The sequence below is a fragment of the Natronomonas salinimetallica genome (assembly GCF_013839515.1).
GTDB lineage: Archaea > Halobacteriota > Halobacteria > Halobacteriales > Haloarculaceae > Natronomonas.
In genome coordinates, this window is the sequence record NZ_JACDNQ010000005.1 from 168464 (window position 1) to 186334 (window position 17871).

At 65.2% G+C, this 17871-nt stretch carries 19 protein-coding genes; 6 read left to right on the forward strand and 13 right to left on the reverse strand.

Going from position 1 to position 17871, the window contains the following annotated elements; all coding sequences use genetic code 11:
• Positions 1 to 95 precede the first annotated feature (95 nt).
• The 4 genes from HZR14_RS05870 to HZR14_RS05885 all read right to left on the reverse strand — a co-directional run bounded on the left by HZR14_RS05870 (position 96) and on the right by HZR14_RS05885 (position 5018).
• Positions 96 to 1262 (reverse strand): NAD(P)/FAD-dependent oxidoreductase, encoded by a 1167-nt coding sequence (locus tag HZR14_RS05870; RefSeq protein WP_181691927.1) that lies wholly within the window; start codon positions 1260 to 1262, stop codon positions 96 to 98.
• 238 nt (positions 1263 to 1500) lie between these two features.
• Complete coding sequence (locus HZR14_RS05875; protein ID WP_181691928.1) at positions 1501 to 2040, reverse strand: HTH domain-containing protein; 540 nt, start codon at positions 2038 to 2040, stop codon at positions 1501 to 1503.
• A 142-nt stretch (positions 2041 to 2182) separates the two neighbouring features.
• Positions 2183 to 4666 carry a heavy metal translocating P-type ATPase gene (locus tag HZR14_RS05880; protein WP_181691929.1) on the reverse strand — a complete coding sequence of 828 codons (2484 nt, stop codon included), beginning with the start codon at positions 4664 to 4666 and terminating at the stop codon, positions 2183 to 2185.
• Between the two features lie 151 nt (positions 4667 to 4817).
• Positions 4818 to 5018, reverse strand: a complete 201-nt coding sequence (locus tag HZR14_RS05885) for a DUF8131 family protein (protein WP_181691930.1) — start codon at positions 5016 to 5018, stop codon at positions 4818 to 4820.
• Positions 5019 to 5120: 102 nt separating this feature from the next.
• Between HZR14_RS05885 and HZR14_RS05890 the strand changes: the two genes are divergently transcribed.
• Genes HZR14_RS05890 through HZR14_RS05905 form a run of 4 tightly spaced genes read left to right on the forward strand, consistent with a single transcriptional unit; the run spans position 5121 to position 7777 of the window.
• Positions 5121 to 5285, forward strand: coding sequence for a cytochrome oxidase (locus tag HZR14_RS05890; protein ID WP_181691931.1), 165 nt, complete (start codon positions 5121 to 5123; stop codon positions 5283 to 5285).
• Entirely contained in the window at positions 5282 to 5785 is a 504-nt protein-coding gene (locus HZR14_RS05895) for a cupredoxin domain-containing protein (RefSeq protein WP_181691932.1), read from the forward strand. The genes HZR14_RS05890 and HZR14_RS05895 overlap by 4 nt, the downstream gene beginning before the upstream one ends.
• Positions 5782 to 7539, forward strand: coding sequence for a b(o/a)3-type cytochrome-c oxidase subunit 1 (locus HZR14_RS05900; protein WP_181691933.1), 1758 nt, complete (start codon positions 5782 to 5784; stop codon positions 7537 to 7539). Before HZR14_RS05895 ends, HZR14_RS05900 begins: the two co-directional genes overlap by 4 nt.
• 28 nt (positions 7540 to 7567) lie before the next feature.
• Complete coding sequence (locus tag HZR14_RS05905; RefSeq protein WP_181691934.1) at positions 7568 to 7777, forward strand: CbaC protein; 210 nt, start codon at positions 7568 to 7570, stop codon at positions 7775 to 7777.
• A gap of 86 nt (positions 7778 to 7863) precedes the next feature.
• Here the strand turns inward: HZR14_RS05905 and surE are convergent, their stop codons facing one another.
• The 3 genes from surE to dph2 all read right to left on the reverse strand — a co-directional run bounded on the left by surE (position 7864) and on the right by dph2 (position 10534).
• Positions 7864 to 8637, reverse strand: coding sequence for a 5'/3'-nucleotidase SurE (surE, locus tag HZR14_RS05910; RefSeq protein WP_181691935.1), 774 nt, complete (start codon positions 8635 to 8637; stop codon positions 7864 to 7866).
• Positions 8638 to 8731: 94 nt separating this feature from the next.
• A complete protein-coding gene (locus HZR14_RS05915; protein ID WP_181691936.1) occupies positions 8732 to 9400 on the reverse strand; it encodes a hypothetical protein in 669 nt (222 codons plus the stop codon).
• Positions 9401 to 9478: 78 nt separating this feature from the next.
• Positions 9479 to 10534, reverse strand: a complete 1056-nt coding sequence (dph2, locus tag HZR14_RS05920; RefSeq protein WP_181691937.1) for a diphthamide biosynthesis enzyme Dph2 — start codon at positions 10532 to 10534, stop codon at positions 9479 to 9481.
• Between the two features lie 131 nt (positions 10535 to 10665).
• Between dph2 and HZR14_RS05925 the strand changes: the two genes are divergently transcribed.
• A complete protein-coding gene (locus HZR14_RS05925; RefSeq protein ID WP_181691938.1) occupies positions 10666 to 11049 on the forward strand; it encodes a YlbF/YmcA family competence regulator in 384 nt (127 codons plus the stop codon).
• A 369-nt stretch (positions 11050 to 11418) separates the two neighbouring features.
• On the opposite strand, the gene cmk is transcribed toward HZR14_RS05925, so the two are convergent.
• The 3 genes from cmk to HZR14_RS05940 all read right to left on the reverse strand — a co-directional run bounded on the left by cmk (position 11419) and on the right by HZR14_RS05940 (position 13700).
• Positions 11419 to 12036 (reverse strand): (d)CMP kinase, encoded by a 618-nt coding sequence (cmk, locus tag HZR14_RS05930; RefSeq protein WP_181691939.1) that lies wholly within the window; start codon positions 12034 to 12036, stop codon positions 11419 to 11421.
• Between the two features lie 65 nt (positions 12037 to 12101).
• Positions 12102 to 12932, reverse strand: coding sequence for an aldo/keto reductase (locus HZR14_RS05935; protein ID WP_181691940.1), 831 nt, complete (start codon positions 12930 to 12932; stop codon positions 12102 to 12104).
• A 63-nt stretch (positions 12933 to 12995) separates the two neighbouring features.
• Positions 12996 to 13700 carry a helix-turn-helix domain-containing protein gene (locus HZR14_RS05940; protein ID WP_181691941.1) on the reverse strand — a complete coding sequence of 235 codons (705 nt, stop codon included), beginning with the start codon at positions 13698 to 13700 and terminating at the stop codon, positions 12996 to 12998.
• A 164-nt stretch (positions 13701 to 13864) separates the two neighbouring features.
• Here HZR14_RS05940 and HZR14_RS05945 point away from each other — a divergent pair, with 164 nt between their 5' ends.
• A complete protein-coding gene (locus HZR14_RS05945) occupies positions 13865 to 14368 on the forward strand; it encodes a GNAT family N-acetyltransferase (RefSeq protein ID WP_181691942.1) in 504 nt (167 codons plus the stop codon).
• A gap of 87 nt (positions 14369 to 14455) precedes the next feature.
• On the opposite strand, the gene HZR14_RS05950 is transcribed toward HZR14_RS05945, so the two are convergent.
• The 3 genes from HZR14_RS05950 to HZR14_RS05960 form a co-directional block, all read right to left on the reverse strand.
• A complete protein-coding gene (locus HZR14_RS05950; protein WP_181691943.1) occupies positions 14456 to 15049 on the reverse strand; it encodes a DUF7978 family protein in 594 nt (197 codons plus the stop codon).
• 83 nt (positions 15050 to 15132) lie between these two features.
• Positions 15133 to 15969, reverse strand: a complete 837-nt coding sequence (locus HZR14_RS05955) for a TatD family hydrolase (protein WP_181691944.1) — start codon at positions 15967 to 15969, stop codon at positions 15133 to 15135.
• Between the two features lie 48 nt (positions 15970 to 16017).
• On the reverse strand, positions 16018 to 17862 hold the full coding sequence (locus HZR14_RS05960; RefSeq protein WP_181691945.1) for a UvrD-helicase domain-containing protein: 1845 nt from the start codon (positions 17860 to 17862) through the stop codon (positions 16018 to 16020).
• Positions 17863 to 17871 lie beyond the last annotated feature (9 nt).

Sequence of the window (17871 nt, forward strand, 5' to 3'; positions counted from 1 at the left end):
CGACGTCTGACGGGTGATACACGCGGTCGGAGGCCGGCCGACCGCCCTCGGTCGGCCCGCGTCCGGGAAGCGTCGACCCGTCCTCGCGCGGAGGCCTACATGTCGGGGAACGCCTTCGCTGCGTCTCCGAATCCGGTGACGGTATTGATCCAGCGGGCGGCGACGGTCTTTTTGAGCGCCTTTGCCGCCGGTCCGCCGAACGTATCGATCGGGAGCCCCTTGACGTCGTGGGCGACGGCCTTGCTACCGACGGAAATGAGCGTCCCCTTGTCGTCGTGTTCCCACTCCTTGAGTGGCTCCCCACGGATCGCACGGGCGATGTTTTCGCCCGCGACCTCCGCGGCCTGCCAGGCGGCCTGTGCGGTCGGCGGGGCGGGGTTGTCCTGTCCCGGCTGATCGACGAGCGCGGCGTCGCCGAGCGCGAAGACCCGCTCGTCGGACGTCTGGAAGTTCGACGCCGCCTCGATGCGGTTGCTTCGCTCGTCTTTGTCCACGTCGGCGGTTTCGGCCGCGTCCTGTCCCGTGATGCCGCCGGTCCAGAGCAACACGTCGTAGTCGAGTTCCGTTTCCTCGCCGACGTAGACGGTCTCATCGTCGACCTCTCCGATGAACTCGCCGGTGTGGATTTCGACGTCTTTCTCCTCGAGCAGCTTTCTGAGCTTCGCCTGCACGACGGGATCGTTGTTCGGGAAGACGTTGTCCAGCCCTTCGACGAGGTGGATATCGATCGGTGCGCGGTGTTTGTCGCGGAACTCCGCTATCTCGCCCGCCGACTGGATGCCGGAGAGCCCGGCCCCACCGACGATGACCTGTGCGGGGTCGTTTCGGGACGCCTCGCTGGCGGCCTCGGTGACCGCGTCGTGGATCTCGAGGGCGTCCGCGAGATTTTTCAGCGTGAGCGAGTGCTCTTTGAGCCCGTCGATGCCGAAGAACGCCGTCTTCGAGCCGATGCCGACGAGCAGGTAGTCGTACTCGACGGCCGAACCGTCCGCGAGCGTGAGCACGCGCTCGTCGGTATCGATCGCCTCGACGCGGCTCTGGACGAACCGCGTCGCGGGCGATTTGATCTCGGAGACGTCGAACGTGATCTTCTCTTTGATGTCCGGATTACGGATGCAGCGGTGGGACTCGTGGAGGACGAGGTGGTGATCTACGTCCGAGATCCACGTCAGATCCGCTTCGCCATCGAGTTCCGATTCGAGCCGCTTTATCGCGCCGGCACCGGCGTAGCCGGATCCGAGCACGACGACATCGTCTGTCATGGAACTACATGTGATGTCCACCGATACAAAGCTGTTGAAACCGATCCGGCCGGGACGACGTACGATCGGGCGTCCGACAAACGGACGGCGTGCGATCGGGCGTCCGACAAACGGACGGCGTGCGTGGTACCCGCTACAGGAGCATAGCCGACAGTATAGTAGAGATCGGAAGACAATACACATTCGATCGCACGGTGGCAGTGCGATCGATGTGTACATAATTGCGATGTTTACTGTATCAGTGGAGTGGCTCCTCGTCGCCTGCCGGTGCCTCCATGTTGTCGATGGTGAGGATGAGGCGGTTGTTCGTGTCGTCTTTCCCTTCGAGTTCCCCCTCGATGAGGAGTTTCGACAGCGGGGTCGGCCCGACGGTGATGTCGTCGCCCTCGTCGAACTCGGACATCGACCCCTGGAGTTTGATTTCGGCCCGACAGAGTTCGGGATGGTGGACGCTCGTCAGGTCGATCTCCTGGACGTTCGCCTCCACTACTAACTCCCCTTCGTGCCGGAACGGTACGTCGGCCGCCTGGTCCATCTCTTGGATCTTCAGCGCGTCGTACGCCGTCGCGGTCGGTTTGTACCCCCCCTTCGGCCCGGGTACGCCCTCGACGAGCTGTAGCGCTTTGAGGCTCTGCATCTGATTTCGGATCGTCCCCGGATTCCGGTCCACCTCGTCGGCGATGTCTTCGCCTTTGACCGCGGTCTCGGACTCACGGAAGAGGTTGATGAGCTCCTGAAGGATCGTTTTCTGGCTGGGGGTAAGTTCGATCGATGACATAACGTATAATTTGGTAGTTCACGACTTAAAGGCGACGGTGGGGCCGGTCGCCGACTGGCGTGAGCATACTGCTGGCTGTCCCCATCGCACGCGAGTCGCGACCCTGGGGTGCGAGTGCGGTCGCGACGGACAGCCGGCAGTATCAACCGTCCGTCTCGAAGGGGCCGAGCGACCGCGAGGAGTTCGCGACGACGAGCGTGCTCGAAGCCGCCATCGCGACGGCGGCCAAGAGCGGGTTCAACAGCCCGAGAGCGGCCATCGGGATCGCGAGGCCGTTATAAAGAAACGCCCACCCGAGGTTCTGTTTGATCCGGCCGTTGGTCCCTTCGGCGATCCGGAACGTGTCGGCGACGGAGCGGAGGTCGTCGTCGACGATGACCGCGTCGGCGGCGTCACTCGCGAGTTGCGTCCCGCTCCCGAGCGCGATCCCGAGATCCGCCGCCGCGAGCGCGGGGGCGTCGTTGCTCCCGTCGCCGACCATCGCGACCGGCCCCCGCGTTCGGAGCCGTCGGATCGTCTCGGCTTTCGCCTCCGGCGGGACGCCGGCAAACACCTCGGAGACGCCCTCGACCGTCCGGAACCGATCCGCGGCGGCCCCCTCGTCGCCGGTCAACACGACGACGGACCGCTCGCGCGAAAGCGTCCCGACGGCCTCGCGCCACTCGGTCCGTGGTGTATCGCCCACCACGATGATCCCTCGGGTCCGGCCGTCCCATCCAACGGCGACCGGGACGTCGCCGTCCGCTCTGGCGTCCGCGATCAGGGCGTTTTGATCGTCGTCGATCGTGAGCCCCCGCTCACGGAGGAGATCCGGGTGGCCGACGACGGTTTGGGCCCCCTCGATCGGGGCGCTGACGCCGCGTGGCGTCCGGTCGAACTCGCCCGGATCGACCGCCATCGACCCGCCATCGGTCGCCGTTTTTTCGGCGTCACTCGCGCCGTCGGCCGCCGTCCCGCCCGGTCGGTTCGGCTCCCCTTTTCCCGCGTGGTCGACGATCGCCGCCGCGATCGGGTGCTCCGAGAGCGACTCGACGGCAGCCGCCCTGGCGAGGACGTCCTCGGGTGCGCTGGCGTGGACCGAGACGACGGACATCGACCCTTCGGTCAGCGTCCCGGTCTTATCGAGGACGACGGTTCCGATGTCGGAGGCGTCCTCGAAGACTGCCTCCGCGGTCACGATGATCCCACGGTCGGTGGCCGTTCGGATCCCGGCGGCGATGGCAAGCGGCGTTGCCAGCCCGAGCGCACACGGACAGGAGACGATGAGGACCGTCAACCCGAGCAACATCGCGGCGGTAACGCCGCCACCGGAGACCAACGTCCATCCTGCGACCGCCGCCGCAACGAGGATAACGAGCGGGACGAAGACGGTTGCGAGTCGGTCGGCGAGCCGCTGTATCCCCGGCGTCGAACTTTGGATCTCCCAGAGCAGTTCAACGAGCCGATCGAGCGTACTCGTCGCGGTATCGTCGACCGCCACGACGAGCGGTGCGTCGGTAACGGTCGTGCCGCCCGCCACCGGATCGCCCGGACGCTTACTGACCGGCTTCGACTCGCCCGTGATCAGTGATTCGTCGACCGCCGCAGAGCCCTCACGAACCTCACCGTCGAGGGGGACCCGCTCACCGGGGCGGACGAGGAGCCGATCGCCGGGGGCGACCTCGTCGACCGGTACCGTCTCGCCGCTGGAGGCGAGTCTGGCGTCCTCGATTGCCTGTTCGGTCAGCTCCGAGAGCCGCCCGACCGCACGCTGTTTGATCTTACTTTCGTAGTAATTGCCGCCGGTCACGACGAGGATGATCGCGACCGTCACGTCGAAGTAGAGATCGGTCCGGCCGAGCCCCATCGCGAGCGTGCTGTAGGCGTAGGCGCTACAGGCGGCCAACGCGACCAGGAGGTCCATGTTCGGCACGCCGGCCCGGAGGCTGACGACCGCCCCCCGGAGGATCGGCCAGCCGGTATAAAAGAGGACGAACGTCGTCATGAGCCAGATGTTCGCGAGGACGTACAACCCATCGTAGCCGCCGAAATCGGCGAGCGGCCGGTAGCCGAAGTACGTCGGGTACAAAAACAGCGCGTACCACATCATGACCATCATACCGAACAGCCCCCCGCCGACGAGGAACTTCGCGGTCTCGCTCGTGTCCTCGCGCGGCCGGCCGTCCTCGCGCCGTCCCGCGGTGTAGCCGTATCCCGACAGGAGTTCCGGGAGCCGCTCCTCGTCGACGGTGTCCGGGTCGTACTGGACGCGAACGGTGTCCGTCGCGTAGCTCGCCTCGACCGTGTGGACGCCGTCCTCGGCTCCCGCTCGCCCCTCGAGGAACGCCTCACACGTCGTACAGTGCATCCCCTCGACGGAGAAGAACGCCGACTCGCCCGCGTCCGCGTCGTCCGGCGTCGTTGTGCCGTCGTCGTCGATCGCCTCACGGACGGCCTCCGCCTCCGCCTCTTCGAGGTCGCCGAGCGATCGCTGTACTTCGAGACAGCCACGACAACAGAACTCTCCCTCGACGTCGGGAGCCGTTATCGGGGTCGCGGGCGTCGACAGACCACAGAGCCGACAGCGTGATTCATCGGCCGTCGAGCCGTCCGAAGCCGTCGAGCCGCCGGTGTCCTCAGCACCCATCGGTCTGGCGTACGACGGGCGATGACACGGGACGGCTCGCCGTCCCCGACGCGTGAATCACGCGGTATACGTAAACCGCGTGGTCCTCGGTCCGCGGATCGCGCGTCCGCGAGTCACGCGGACAGTCCATCGATCGCGGACGGTCCATCGATCACGCCGAGGGGCCGCCGTGTGCGCCCGGTCCCGCGGTCGGCCCGGTCGCGACGAGCAGCGTGCCGATGATCAAAGCGACGTTGACCGCCGCGACGGCCCCCGCGGTGTTCGAACTCGTAATCCCGTACCATACGACCGGCGCGAGCGCGAGTGTACCGAGTACGACCGACACCCGCGGCGAAAGCGAACCATCTGACATACTGCTCGTTTCGTCCTATCGAATAAAAAATCATCGCCCGTGTCCCAACGGGTTGGATTCCTAAGGACAATAAATATATAGTGCCAATATACAGTGTCACACATGAGTTCGAAGTTACAACGGGAGATCGGGCACGACGAGTTCGATCCAAAGGGGACGCTGGCGTTGATAACTATATATTTCGTTATCATAAGCGTCCTCTGGATCTTCATGTACTTCGTCGAGTTCCTCGGGAATGACTTAACGGTCGTCGGGGCGATAGCATGAAAATCCACACGTACGAGAAGTTCTGGCTCGCCGCGTCGATGCTGCTCATCGTCGGCTTCATTCTGACGATCACGTACGGAACGGTCGGGATCGGAATCGCGATGGTCGACGACTCCGCGGACACCGTCGATCCGGACAACCTCGGCGACCACCCGAAATTCTCCGATCCGGGCGTCGAGCAGGTCGGCGAGAACGAGTACGACGTGTACGTCCGTGCGCTGCAGTTCGCGTTCATTCCTGGCGATGTCGAAGTTCCCGCCAACAGCACGGTGACGTTCCACGTCACGAGCAGCGACGTCATCCACAGTTACAGCGTCGTCGGGACGAACGCGAACACGATGGTCATCCCCGGTGAGGTCGCGACGATAACCGTCGAGACCGAAGAGCCGGGCGAACACGGCATCATCTGTACCGAGTACTGCGGCTCCGGCCATCACAACATGGCGGGCAAACTCATCATCGTCCCCGAGGACGAGTTCGAACTGGAGGAAGAACAATGAGCCTCGGTGCCAACTCCGGGACGTATCTCGATCAGTTCCCCGGCGAGGCGAAAGTGATCCGTACGGCGTTTTATAGCTCGTTCATCGCCCTCGGGATCGGCGCGCTGATGGGGCTGCTACAGGTGTTCCACCGGCTCGATATCCTCCGGCTCATCCCCTCGGAGGATTACTACTCGTATCTCACGCTACACGCCGTCCTGTTGGTGTTGACCTTCTCGATATTCTTCCTGGTCGGTGTGTTTACCTGGGCCGTGACGACGAGTCTCGATCGCGGCCTCGAGGACCTCCGGTACACCTGGGGTTGGTACGGGCTCATGGCGGTCGGCACGCTGATGGCCGGCGTGGCCATCATCGGCGGCTTCTTCGATTCGATTCCCATGAGCGCGGCCGTTCTGTATACGTTCTACGCGCCGCTGCAGGCACACCCGCTGTTCTATCTCGGTCTCGCGCTGTTCATCGTCGGCTCGTGGCTCGCCGGCCTCGATTGGTTCCGTTCGTGGTGGGCCTGGCGGAGCGAGAACCCCGACGAGCGGATCCCGCTGCCGACGTTCATGGCGCTGACGACGACGCTGTTTTGGATCATCTCGAGCATGGGCGTCGCGATCTCCGTCGTCGTCTTCCTGTTGCCGTGGTCGCTCGGGCTCATCGGCCAGGTGGACGCGCTTTTGACCCGGACGCTGTTTTGGTTCTTCGGCCACGCGGTCGTCTACTTCTGGTTGATGCCGGCCTACATGCTCTGGTACGTTATGTTGCCGAAGATCTCCGGCGGAAAGCTGTTCAGCGACCCCCTCGCCCGCGTCGTCTTCGTTCTCTTCTTGATCCTTTCGACCCCGACCGGGATCCACCACCAGTATCTCGACCCTGGGATCGCAGAAGGGTTCAAGTTCATCGTGATGGTCAACACGATGTTCCTCCTGTTACCGAGTCTGTTGACCGCCTTCACCGTCGTTGCGAGCATGGAACACGGCGCACGCCAGCGCGGCGGGACCGGGTACTTCGGGTGGCTGCGCGCGCTCCCGTGGCGGGACCCGGTGTTCGCCGGCATGGCGCTCGCTGGGCTGATGTTCGCCGCCGCCGGCTTCTCCGGGATGATAAACGCCGGGATGAACATCAACTACCTCGTCCACAACACCTGGTGGATCGTCGGCCACTTCCATCTCACCATCGGGACCGCCGTCGCGTTGACGTTCATGGCCACCACGTACTGGTTCCTCCCGCAGTTGACGAACAAGGAGATCTGGAGCAAATCGGTCGGGCTGGCGCAGGTGCTACTTTGGTTCGTCGGCATGACCCTCATGTCGAACGCGATGCACCGATCCGGGCTCGTCGGCGTCCCGCGGCGGACCGCCGAACCGCAGTACAGCGGCTTCGACTACGAGGTCGCCGCTGGATCGATGGCCGAACTCAACATGCAGGTCGCCATCGGTGGGACGTTGCTTTTCATCTCGACGCTGCTGTTTTTGACCGTCGTGGTGATGACGGTCTGGGGCAGCAAGGTCGATACCCTGCCCGCGAACGGTTACGCCGAAACGCTCTCCGGTCCCGAGGACGCCCCGCTCGTCCTCGATAACTTGAAGCTGTGGACCGCCATCGCGGTCGTGCTCGTCGTGTTGGCGTACGCGCTGCCGTTGGCATCGATCATCGGCCGCCGTGGGCTCTTCGGGCCGGGCGGGAGTCCCTCGCCGCAGTTTATCGATACCCTCGTGTTCACCGGACAGGCCATCGTCGACTCGGCCGTCGGAGTGATCCGCTGATGCGTTCGACCGCCGGGGTGAGCGGCTGATGCGAATCAGCCGGGCGGGACTGCTCGTCGCTATCGCGGTGTTGGTACCGATCGTCGTCGAGCTTCGGACCGTGCTCGTCCACCTCGGCGTCGAGATGTCGGTCACGGAGACGGGGCTGCTCGCTGCAGCCATGGTCGGCGTGTTGCTCGCGTGGGCGGTTGCACCCGACGTCCGCGGACGAAAGCGCTCCAACGGGGAGTCCGAATAGCGCCGATCGGACATCCCGCCGGCTGTCCCGACGAGACGAGTGCTGCCTCCGGCCGGCGACCGCACGTCCGGGCTGTACGCCCTCGATCAGTAGGTTTCCGCGATCCCCGAGAGCGCCTCGTTGTCAGTCGTCGTATGCGGGGCCGTCAGCGGCGAAACGCTGACGTGCCCCTCGAGAACGGCCCGGCGGTCGCTTCCGACGGGGTCCGGGACCGTCCCACTGGCCATCAGCTCCCAGATCCGGTCGTGGAGTGTGACCGTCCCGTTGCCGTCGTGTTCGGCGTCCATCTCGTAGACGTGAGACGGCCGGGTGATCTCCATCGGCGCGGATCCACTCTCCGGGGGCAGCGGCGCGTTGACGTTGAGATAATCCGCCGACTCGAAGACGCCGACGTTGGGGGCGTGCTCGACGAGATACTCGACGGCGCGGGTCGCCTCGCGGAAGTGCTCCGGATCGGGGGAGCCCTCCTCGAAGGCGAACTCGCCAGCCGGAAAGTATACCGAGGCCGCGATCGCCGGGACGTTGAAAAAGGCGGCTTCGACGGCCGCCGAGACGGTGCCCGACCGACCGAGCACGTACGCGCCGAGGTTCGCCCCCCGGTTGACGCCGGCGACGACGACGTCCGGATCGAAATCGAGCGACCCGAGCGCAGCGATAACGCAGTCTCCGGGGGTTCCCTCGACCGCGTATCCGAGTTCGTGTTCGTACAGCTCGACCGTCCCGGAGAGCTGTCTGCCGACGGCGCTTTGATCGTCCGCCGGCGCGACCGCCGTCACGTCCGCGACCGCCGAGAGACGGTCATAGAGCGTGCGGATGCCGACCGCGTCGATCCCGTCGTCGTTCGTGAGTAAAATATTCATACGGTTCCTGAGGGCGCGGGGTGAAAAAGCTCATCGACGGCCGGCGTGGATCCCATCGAGGCTATCCACGCCGTCGGATTCGTCCATGCCGGCGTCATCGGAGCCCCAACAGTCCGCGGACGTTCTTCGCGTACAGCGAAATCGCGCGCCGCCTGCTCCCGTCGACGGCCCGCCTGATCGTGCGGCCGACGTCCTCGAAGATCCCCTCCCCGTGGCCGACGAGGAGGCGCTCTGGGTCGTGGTGTCGGAGCTCCGTCGGCGGCAGAACGCGCAACATGGGATGGACGCCGAGCTCCTCGCCCGACGCCCGGAAGTACTCGACGGTCCCGAGCGCTTCGGGGACGATGAGCGTCTCGCCGTCGAAGAGCGTCGCCTCCTGCCACAGCGGGTTGTCGACGAGACGGCTGGCGTGAAAGCCACCGAGCTCGTCTCCGAACCGTCGCGTCGGCGCGTCGATCTCGCTTACGACGCCGTCCATCCACTCGGGGACGTGTACGGCGACATCGTGGCGAGCCGCGACGGCCGCCGCATCGCGTTTGTGTCGGTCGAGCAATACGACGACGCCCTCGGGGTCACCGTACTCCGCCAGCAAGTCGTCGAGTCCATCGGCGTCGACGGGGTCGACGACCCACAGTCCGCCGTCGCCTTCCACGGCGTGGGAGGCACGCCGCATCGTCTCGTCCGGGTGGGCGATCCACCCGACGCCCCCGTCGTACCGGTCGATAACCGTCAACTCGCCCGAACCGGACGCTTTCATCGGCATACGGTCTGTACGGCGTCACCGGTGATAAGCGCGGTCCCCACGGCAGCCGGTGCGACGGTTGTGCCCCGAGAGACGTCGTTACCAGGTGCCGTGGAACGTATCGAACGAGAGGCTGTCGAGCGGTTCCTCGCCGATCGCGATCTTGTACTCGCCCGGAGTCAACATCGGCTGTTTGAACTGCGGGCCGTCGTCGGTCGTGATCCGCGGACAGCCGGTGTTGACGTAGGCGTCGAACCCGAAGTTCGTGAGCCGGTCGGGCGTCACCTCGTCCATCGTCAACATGTACGCGTCGTCGTTGTTCTCGACGATCTCCTCGGCGATCTCCCAGCGCCCCTGCCCGATCTTCGTACAGAAGATGACGCCCCACTCCTCGGCATCCATCGCCCGGTGGACCGCGCCGTAGCGTTGTTTCAGGAACGTCTCGGTATCGGCGATCGTGACCACGTTGTTGACCGGGTCCGCGATGATGACGTTCTTTTCGGGGTGTTCCATCGCCAGCCCGAGGGGGTGGAACTTCCCGCCCCCGACGTAGAGGATCTGCTCGGCGTCGACGTCCGCCGAGGCGTAGTTACAGCCGAGCACCTGTCCCTCGTTGGTCAGCCGTTCGTCGCCGCGTCGGGTCTCGACGGTGTAGCCGCGCTCTTCGAGCCACGAGCGCATCTCCTCGAACTGGTTCATATGCTGGGCCGTCGTCACGAGGCCGACGGTGTCGTCCTCTTCGGGGGTGGTCAACTCCTCGAGGGACTGCTCCATGATCGGCGTCACGTCGACGTTCGAAAACAGCGGTACGTAGATGATCTTCTCCGATTCCTTCATCGGGGAGTGCCCGAAGTGGACGAAGACGTCCGTCCGCCGCATCATGTACGTATCGAGGTCGCAGGCACCGTAGCAGGGCTGTCCCGAAATGAGGACGTTCGTCCCGTCGGGCAGCAACTCCCGGAGGTCGTCCGCGACCCGGCCCGCACGCCGTTTCAGCCCCTCCGGAAACTGCAGTCCCACCTTCTCTGCGCCGCGTTCCTCGACGGCCTCGACGATCCGGTCGAGTTCGTAGTCCCATGTCCGCTCGTGTTTGAGCGCCATTCCGGTGTTCCGGAGGTCGCCCGCCGTTCGTTCGGCGTCCGATTCTCGACTCATTGCGTTCGGTTGTGGGCGACGGCGTAAAACAGCCGCGTTTCGGGGTACTGTCGGCTCCGTCTTCTTTCATCGAGCGCCTGTTTGCTTCCCCATTCGGCACAAATATACCGCGCCGATCCGAAAAACGCCCAATGAGTGTCGAACCGACCGCGGACGTGCGCGCGACGGAACTCGCGACGGAACTCGGCGAGGCGATCACCGAACTGCCGGCCTATCAGGCGTTCTTGGAGACGAAGGAGGCGATCCAGACCGATCCCGAACTCCAACGCGAGATGGAGGCGTTCGAACGCCTCCGCGAGGAGTTCCTGATGGCCCGGGAGGCCGGCACCGCGTCGAACGACGACCTTCTGGAACTGCAGGCCGCCCAAGAGGAGCTCCACGGCCGGCCGAAGATGTCGGCGTATCTGGAGGCCAAATCCGACATCGAACTACGTCTCCAGGAGATCGACCACATCATCTCCGAACCGCTCGAAGTCGAGTTCGGACAGGCGGCGGGCGGTTGCTGTCAGGACTGATACTGCCGGACGTACGTTCGTGAACGGCTGAATCGGTACACGTCCAAACCGCCGGTAGCGAGTGCGTGTCGAGTGGCCCGCGATTCATACTGACGGACAAAAGAATGTACACACGACGCACGAGGATCACGCCGTTCGACGGAGCGAACGGCGGATCACTCGTGAGTCGGTTTCATTTGATTTCGTCCACCAGTATCAGCAACGCTCGAGACGGACCGTTCTACGCGGGGACCGGCGAGCGCCGATCCGAGCGAATACTCATCGATAGATACCGATCCGTGGCAAACACATGGCGTAGATGGCTCCTATCGGCACGTATCACCGTCTCGGGCCGACGACGCTTCGCGGATCGGTCTCGGGCCGACGACGCTACTTTTGTATTCCGATAGGGGGCGTCTCGAAGGCCCCCTCGTCCATCTCGGGATCGTACTCGTCAATGGCCGTCAAAACGACTTCGAGAACGCCGGCTTTGCTCCAGCGTGCGGTGTTCAACTGCAGATCATAAAAGGTCCGGTCGTCGATGTCGATGTCGTAATAGGATCGGTATCGGCCGGCCTCGTTGACCTCGCGGACGCCCATCTCGGCGGTCGTCTCCTCTCTGTCGCTGATACGTCCCTTGCGTACCTCTTCGGGCGCGTCGAGCCAGATCCGGAGATCGGCACGGTTCCCAGCGAGCCATCCCGACAGCCGCGATTCGAGAACGAACGGCTTGTTGGCCGCACCCCACTTTTCCGCGATCGAGAGCAGCCGACGGTCGAGCGCCCGGTCGATCTCGTCGGACTCTTGGGCCTTCGCCGTCAGTTGGGTCAGCGTCATGTCGCGGTCCTCGGCGAGGTCCCGGAAGATGTCCCCACCGGAGACGTACGGACAGTTCATCGCCTCCGAGAGACGGGTACACAACGCCGTCGCGCCACAGCCCGGCGGGCCGGAGACGGTCACGAAGAGGTTCTGATCGGACGCTGACGCTCGATCGTCGCTTCCAGTCATGTCTATTCGGTTCGCCCGTCCGGGTAATAAGCGAGGTGCTTGTTCATCGATCCTACGAGAACGCGTTACCGACAGCCGAGTTCGCCCAGCCGACTCCGGACGAACCCGGCGATCGCCCGCGGCTTCGAGGGCTGTCGGATCCGAGCCATCTCCCCGTCGGTGAGCGTGAAGTCGAAGACGTCGACGTTCGCGGCCAGGTGTTCGCGTCCCGTCGCTTTCGGCACCGTGACGACGTTTGGCTGCTGGAGGAGCCACCGGAGCGCGATTTGTGCCGGGCTCTTGTCGTATCGGCTCCCGATGGACTCCAACACGGGATCTCGGAGCACGCCGCCGTGGGCCAGCGGCGAATAGGCGGTCAACACGACGTCGTGGATCCGACAGTAGTCGAGAAGCTCCGTCTGCGACCAGTAGGGGTTGTACTGGACCTGATCGGTCAGGATACCGTGCTCGGAGAGCGTCCGCGCACGCGCCAACTGGTCGACGCCGAAGTTTGAGACGCCGACGTGTCGCACGCGCCCCTCGTCGACGAGTTCGTTCATCGCGGCTAGTGTCTCCCGAAGCGGGGTCCGAACGTTGGGCCAATGAATCAACAGCAGATCGACGTAGGACGTCCCGAGTTTTGCGAGACTCTCCTCGGTCGAGCGGCGCACGTCGTCGTAGCCGCGGCTGTCGCCTCCGAGCTTCGTGGTCACGAACACCTCCTCGCGGTCGACGTCGCTGTTCCGGAGGGCGCTCCCGACCTGTCGTTCGTTGCCGTACTCCTGTGCGGTGTCGAGGTGGCGATAGCCGAGTTCCAGAGCCGTCCGAACCGCGTTCCGACACTGCTCGCCGGTCAGCCGCCACGTCCCGAGGCCGACCGGGGGGACGTCGACGCCGCCGGCCGTCGTCGTGTGCATACCTCCCCTACGGGCGCGGGTCGGATAACTCCTCACGGTATCGGCCGCGGTAGGAAACGGCCGCTAGGGAAACTCCCGCAGCGAATCCAAAAGCGTCTCGATCGGCTCCGTCGTCGTCGCGAGCGAGACGCCGTCGGCCCGGGCCAGCGCGGGCGCGTGCTCCCAGAGGTCCTCGCGGTCGAGGCCGTGGAGGACGACCGCCGAGGGTGTCGGCGTCACGACCCGCAGAGCGACGAGCGGCGACTCCCCGCGGGTCACGTCAGTGAAGACGAGCGCGCGGTTGGTCGATTGGCCGTACAGGCGGTAGAACTCCTCACTGGAGAGCCGTTTGATCGCCTCGACGCTGTTGATGACGGTGTGGCCGGCGATCGTCTCGGCGCTGCCGGCGATCACGGGGTCAGCACCGATCGCGGCATAAAACCGCGATAGCGGCACCGTCGCGGGATACTCCCGGAGATCGTAGACGACGTCCCGATCGAACCCCGAGGACACGACGCGGGCGTGTTGACGGACGCGGTCCCCGCCCCGGCGCTCGTCGATGTCGAGTAGCGCACGGACGACCCGGCTGACGACCTTGATGCCGGGGTTCTCACGGCGGCCGCTCTCGTAATCGGAGACGACGGACGCGGAGACGTCGAGTTCGTCGGCGAGCGCCGTCTGTGCCACGTCGAACTCCTCGCGCCACTTCCGGAGCGTCGCGCCCGGATCCTCCGACAGCGCCACCTCCCCGGCGATGCGCTCGGCCAGTTCCGCACGCGGGTCGCGCATACCGGATAGTCGTCCGCCATCGGTATAAGCGTGGTCTCATACGTCGTCCTCGTCGGCGCGTTCACCGTGCTCGCAACGCACCTCCAATCCGATCGACTTAATCCGTGACCGCGCGATTCCCGCGGTATATCCGATGACCGACAGCGACTCCGACGGTGTCTCTCATGACTGAGACAACGGTCCGCGCGTACGACCCTAGCTCCGAGCGCGACCGGCAGGCGCTCTGGGCGCGCAAAGTCGACTTCGAGACCGAGATCGGCGAGACGACCGGCGGTGCGGAGAAGTCGAGCCGATACGACTCGAAGCTAACGGACGAATACAAACGACGGTGGCTGGCCTGGGTCGAACGGTGCGTCGACGACGACGGCCGCTGTCTCTCGCTCGCTGACGCCGGAGCGGGCGTGGCCGGCTACGTCTTCGTACTCCCCGAACGGCTGTCTTTCATCTGGGATGCGGCCGTCGTCAACGAACTCTACGTCGTCCCGGAGGCCCGTGGCGACGGGGTCGCCGACGCGCTCTTCGAGCGGGCGATCGCGGTCGCCGAGGAGCAGGCGCTGCCGATCGATCGGCTCCTGCTCGACGTCGATCCGGAGAACGACCGCGCCCGGCGGTTCTACGACCGGTACGGCTTCGAGCCGTGGGGTGGGATCATCGCGCGGGAGGTGTGACATCCGTCCCGGCGTAATCGCGGAGAGCATTGATTCGGCAGCTACTGTTCACGGCGGGATGCTCTCCTCGAAGAAAGATAGAATATATCAAGAGCGCCGGCCCGAGTGGGTCACCGCGGCGGCGATCCCGCCGAGGGAGCCGAAGACGGCGGGGAGGACGACTCCGGCGAGAACGACCGCCGGAAGCAACTCGGGCTCGCCGCTGAAAGAAGCGCCGAGCGCCTCCGTCGACACCCTGAACACGACCGCGCCGGCGGCCGACAGCGCCAGATACGGGGGAACGACGAGCACGCCCGCGATGGCACCCCCAGCCGTATCGGTGACGCCCTGCGAGCGGCCGACGGCGATCCCGGCGGCGACGAGGAGAGCGACCGGAACGAGATGCAAAAGCGGCGTGAACCCGTCGCCACCGACGAACGAAACCGTCCGGGTTCCGCCGATGCCCAAGATCCCGGCTTCCAGGACGGTGTCGACGAAGTGGCTGTTGAAAAAGACCCACCCGACGAAGTCGATGCTGCTACCGTCGCCCTCGACGTTCCGCGATATCTCCCCGAGTTCCGAACGGTCGATGCGGGTGAGTACGACGAGCGCGGTCAGCACGTAGCCGACGATCCACGCGGCGGCACCGGCGATAGCACCCTCGACGAACGGGAGACTTTCGCGCCCGGTATTCGGGGACATCTCGTCCTCTACCGAGACACGGAGGATGAAAGTAGCTTGTGGCTCGGCGGGCACTCACCGGTGATTTGACGGCACAGCCCGTCTCACTCCAGGTCCGCCGCCGTATCGATGCCGTAGACGCGGGCTGGCGTTTCGACGTGGGCGCGCCGAAGCGCCGCCTCGTGCCCCGCCTCGGCGAGCCAGGCGGTCCGTTTGGGGACGGTCTTGGGACCGAGGACCGCGCCGGGGCGATCCGGGTCGTCGATGAAGTCCGTCTCCATGAGGAAGGGCCACTCGCCGCCGCAGGCCCGTTCGAGTTCCTCCTTGTGGGAGATGACGCTCGGGATCGGTCCCTCGACGGAGCCGCCCGAGTAGTGTTTGACGACGCGCTCTCGCGGGAGGCCCTCGGATTCCGCCCACTCGACGACCGCCTCGAACGACTCGCCGCCCTCCGTGTGGAGTTGGACGGCACAGCCGACCTCGGCGGCGCGGGCGAAGGCGTATCGCATGACCTCGTTGGATGCTTCCCACGTCGCCTCCTCGACGTCGTAGTGTGGACGTCCGGATTTGATGGCGAGCGCCGGGCCCGAAGCGACGTACTCGGCCGCGACGTCGAGGCCGGCTTTCATCAGATCGGCGGCCTCTCGGGGCTCGTACCCCCGATCGAGGAGCCGAGAGATCAAGGCCGGATGAACGCCGAGGACGGGACGGGCCCGTCCGGGGAGTATCCCGTCGGCGCGCGCCGTCACCTCGACGGTGAGATCGAACGTCTCCCGGAAACCCCCCTCGTCGTCGACCTCGCCGACGAGGTTCCAAGAGGGTTTGTTGAGGACGTGCAGGTGCGTCCCGCCGGCGCGTTCGAACGCCTCGGCCGCCTCGGCCCCGCGGCCGTTGACCGGGTCGATATGGAGGTGGTTATCGAGGACAGGGCCGTCGTACATACCCCCGGTTTCGACCGCCGATTTAATATGGGTTGTCGTCGCGCGCGGCTACTCGACTTTCAACTCCGCGCCCTGTCTTTGGGCGTCGGAGAGCACGTCCTCGAGGGACTTCCCGACCGGCTCGTTGTACAGGAGGACGTCGATCGGTAGCGTCGGTGCGCCGTCGATGAGATCCTCCATCAGGACGAGCCGTTCGCGGGCCCGCGACATGCCGACGTAGAAGACCCGCCGTTCGTTGTCGGTCATCATCGGGATCGGATCGGAGCGTTTCGTGAACGGCTCGTCCCCCGGCACCGACCCGGGGTCCTCGACGGAAGCCGCCATCTGCTCGACGACCTTCTCGGTGAGGTCGGTGGCGACGAAGACGTGATCGGCCTCGCGCCCCTTCGCCGAGTGGATCGTGCCGACGCGGACGCGATTCGGGTCGGTACCGCGGTAGCTGCCGCTGAAGTAAGCGTCGACCGACCGCTCCTGGAAGTTCGATACCCGGGTGAGCATATCGGCGGCCGAGCGCGGTCCGGGGGCGAACGGGGCGTGTTCGTCGACGAAGTCGGGGGCGACCTCCATATCGGCGAGGTCGTCGACGCCCTCTCGATCTTCGAGCGCGTCGAGCGCGTCGAAGTAGTCGTCTCGCTCGCCGGTTCCGAAGGCGCTGTCGGCGAGCATCTCGCCGAGACGCTTGGCCTGAAGGCCGCCGATCGCATCGTCGTTCTCCAGGGACTCGATCGCGCCGACGTAGTCCTGCAGGCGGTCGGTCCACATCCGCTGGTCGGTCAGGGCGGTAAACGGGATCCCCTCGCCGATGAACTCGTCCATGAACTGGAACATCTGATAACGCGCTCGGAACAGACACATGATGCTGCCGTCGTCGTCCTCTTCCATCGTCATTCGGACGTTACGAACCAAATCGAGCACGGAGGGCGAGCGGACCGCCTCGACCGATCCGCCCTCCTTGCGCGGTTTGAGGTCTTTCTCTTGGCGCTTTTCGATGTGGCTGATCTGGGTGTTGACGACGTTCAAGATTCGGGAGGGAAGCCGGTAGCTGTTCGGGAGCACGACGTCGTCGTCGACGTCCTCGTCGAGCAGGAGGTTCGGGTCCGCGCCCTGCCAGGCGTAGACGACCTGGTCGTCGTCGCCCGCGATGAGCACCGAGTTCATGTGCGGTTTCCACTCGTCGTAGACGCCGTACTGCAGGGTCGTGATGTCCTGGAACTCGTCGATGACGAGGTGGTCGACGGCCGGGAGCAGCGAGCGCTGCTGGACGCGTTCGAGCATGTCTGCGAAGCCGACGACCCCTTCCTCGCCTTTGTACGCTCGCCACCCGCGGATCGCCTCGGGGATGTCGAGGCGGTCGTCGTCGCTCGGCCACGTCGGGGTATATTTGTTCCCCGTCTGGGCGTTCTCGTCGATCCCCGGCGGGAGCCGGACCTCCTCCTCGTCCCATTTAAACGGGACGTCGTACCAGTCGGCGACGTCACGTTCGGTCCGCTGGAGCCACTGGGACGTGGCGATGATCTTGTTACCGAGCGTCGTCGAGCGCGCCGACCGACGGCGGGCGGATTTGTTCTCGTCCTCGAACTCGATGCCGAACTCCTCACAGAACTCCTCTTTGTGTTTCTCACCGACCACGTCGCCCCGAGAGAGATTCAAGAGTTCGTAGGCCTTCGCGTGCATCGTACAGACGTTTCCCCGGAGCGACTTCGGCGAGCGGTCGAGCCGTTCGCCGAGGCGCTCGCGCACCTCGGCCGCCGCGGCCCGTGTGTACGACACCACGAGTATGTCGTTTATGTCGACTCCGTCGTCCAGCATGTCGTCGACGCGGTCGAGTAACGCCGTCGTCTTCCCGCTTCCCGGTCCCCCAAAAAGCCGTGTCACGTGCGTGGATGTCGCCATTACTCGCGT

What these genes read in the sequence shown, in the direction of transcription:
- HZR14_RS05870 (WP_181691927.1), bottom strand. Translation starts at nt 1,262, where the DNA reads ATGACAGACGATGTCGTCGTGCTCGGATCCGGCTACGCCGGTGCCGGC.
- HZR14_RS05875 (WP_181691928.1), bottom strand. Translation starts at nt 2,040, where the DNA reads ATGTCATCGATCGAACTTACCCCCAGCCAGAAAACGATCCTTCAGGAG.
- HZR14_RS05880 (WP_181691929.1), bottom strand. Translation starts at nt 4,666, where the DNA reads ATGGGTGCTGAGGACACCGGCGGCTCGACGGCTTCGGACGGCTCGACG.
- HZR14_RS05885 (WP_181691930.1), bottom strand. Translation starts at nt 5,018, where the DNA reads ATGTCAGATGGTTCGCTTTCGCCGCGGGTGTCGGTCGTACTCGGTACA.
- HZR14_RS05890 (WP_181691931.1), top strand. Translation starts at nt 5,121, where the DNA reads ATGAGTTCGAAGTTACAACGGGAGATCGGGCACGACGAGTTCGATCCA.
- HZR14_RS05895 (WP_181691932.1), top strand. Translation starts at nt 5,282, where the DNA reads ATGAAAATCCACACGTACGAGAAGTTCTGGCTCGCCGCGTCGATGCTG.
- HZR14_RS05900 (WP_181691933.1), top strand. Translation starts at nt 5,782, where the DNA reads ATGAGCCTCGGTGCCAACTCCGGGACGTATCTCGATCAGTTCCCCGGC.
- HZR14_RS05905 (WP_181691934.1), top strand. Translation starts at nt 7,568, where the DNA reads ATGCGAATCAGCCGGGCGGGACTGCTCGTCGCTATCGCGGTGTTGGTA.
- surE (WP_181691935.1), bottom strand. Translation starts at nt 8,637, where the DNA reads ATGAATATTTTACTCACGAACGACGACGGGATCGACGCGGTCGGCATC.
- HZR14_RS05915 (WP_181691936.1), bottom strand. Translation starts at nt 9,400, where the DNA reads ATGCCGATGAAAGCGTCCGGTTCGGGCGAGTTGACGGTTATCGACCGG.
- dph2 (WP_181691937.1), bottom strand. Translation starts at nt 10,534, where the DNA reads ATGAGTCGAGAATCGGACGCCGAACGAACGGCGGGCGACCTCCGGAAC.
- HZR14_RS05925 (WP_181691938.1), top strand. Translation starts at nt 10,666, where the DNA reads ATGAGTGTCGAACCGACCGCGGACGTGCGCGCGACGGAACTCGCGACG.
- cmk (WP_181691939.1), bottom strand. Translation starts at nt 12,036, where the DNA reads ATGACTGGAAGCGACGATCGAGCGTCAGCGTCCGATCAGAACCTCTTC.
- HZR14_RS05935 (WP_181691940.1), bottom strand. Translation starts at nt 12,932, where the DNA reads ATGCACACGACGACGGCCGGCGGCGTCGACGTCCCCCCGGTCGGCCTC.
- HZR14_RS05940 (WP_181691941.1), bottom strand. Translation starts at nt 13,700, where the DNA reads ATGCGCGACCCGCGTGCGGAACTGGCCGAGCGCATCGCCGGGGAGGTG.
- HZR14_RS05945 (WP_181691942.1), top strand. Translation starts at nt 13,865, where the DNA reads ATGACTGAGACAACGGTCCGCGCGTACGACCCTAGCTCCGAGCGCGAC.
- HZR14_RS05950 (WP_181691943.1), bottom strand. Translation starts at nt 15,049, where the DNA reads ATGTCCCCGAATACCGGGCGCGAAAGTCTCCCGTTCGTCGAGGGTGCT.
- HZR14_RS05955 (WP_181691944.1), bottom strand. Translation starts at nt 15,969, where the DNA reads ATGTACGACGGCCCTGTCCTCGATAACCACCTCCATATCGACCCGGTC.
- HZR14_RS05960 (WP_181691945.1), bottom strand. Translation starts at nt 17,862, where the DNA reads ATGGCGACATCCACGCACGTGACACGGCTTTTTGGGGGACCGGGAAGC.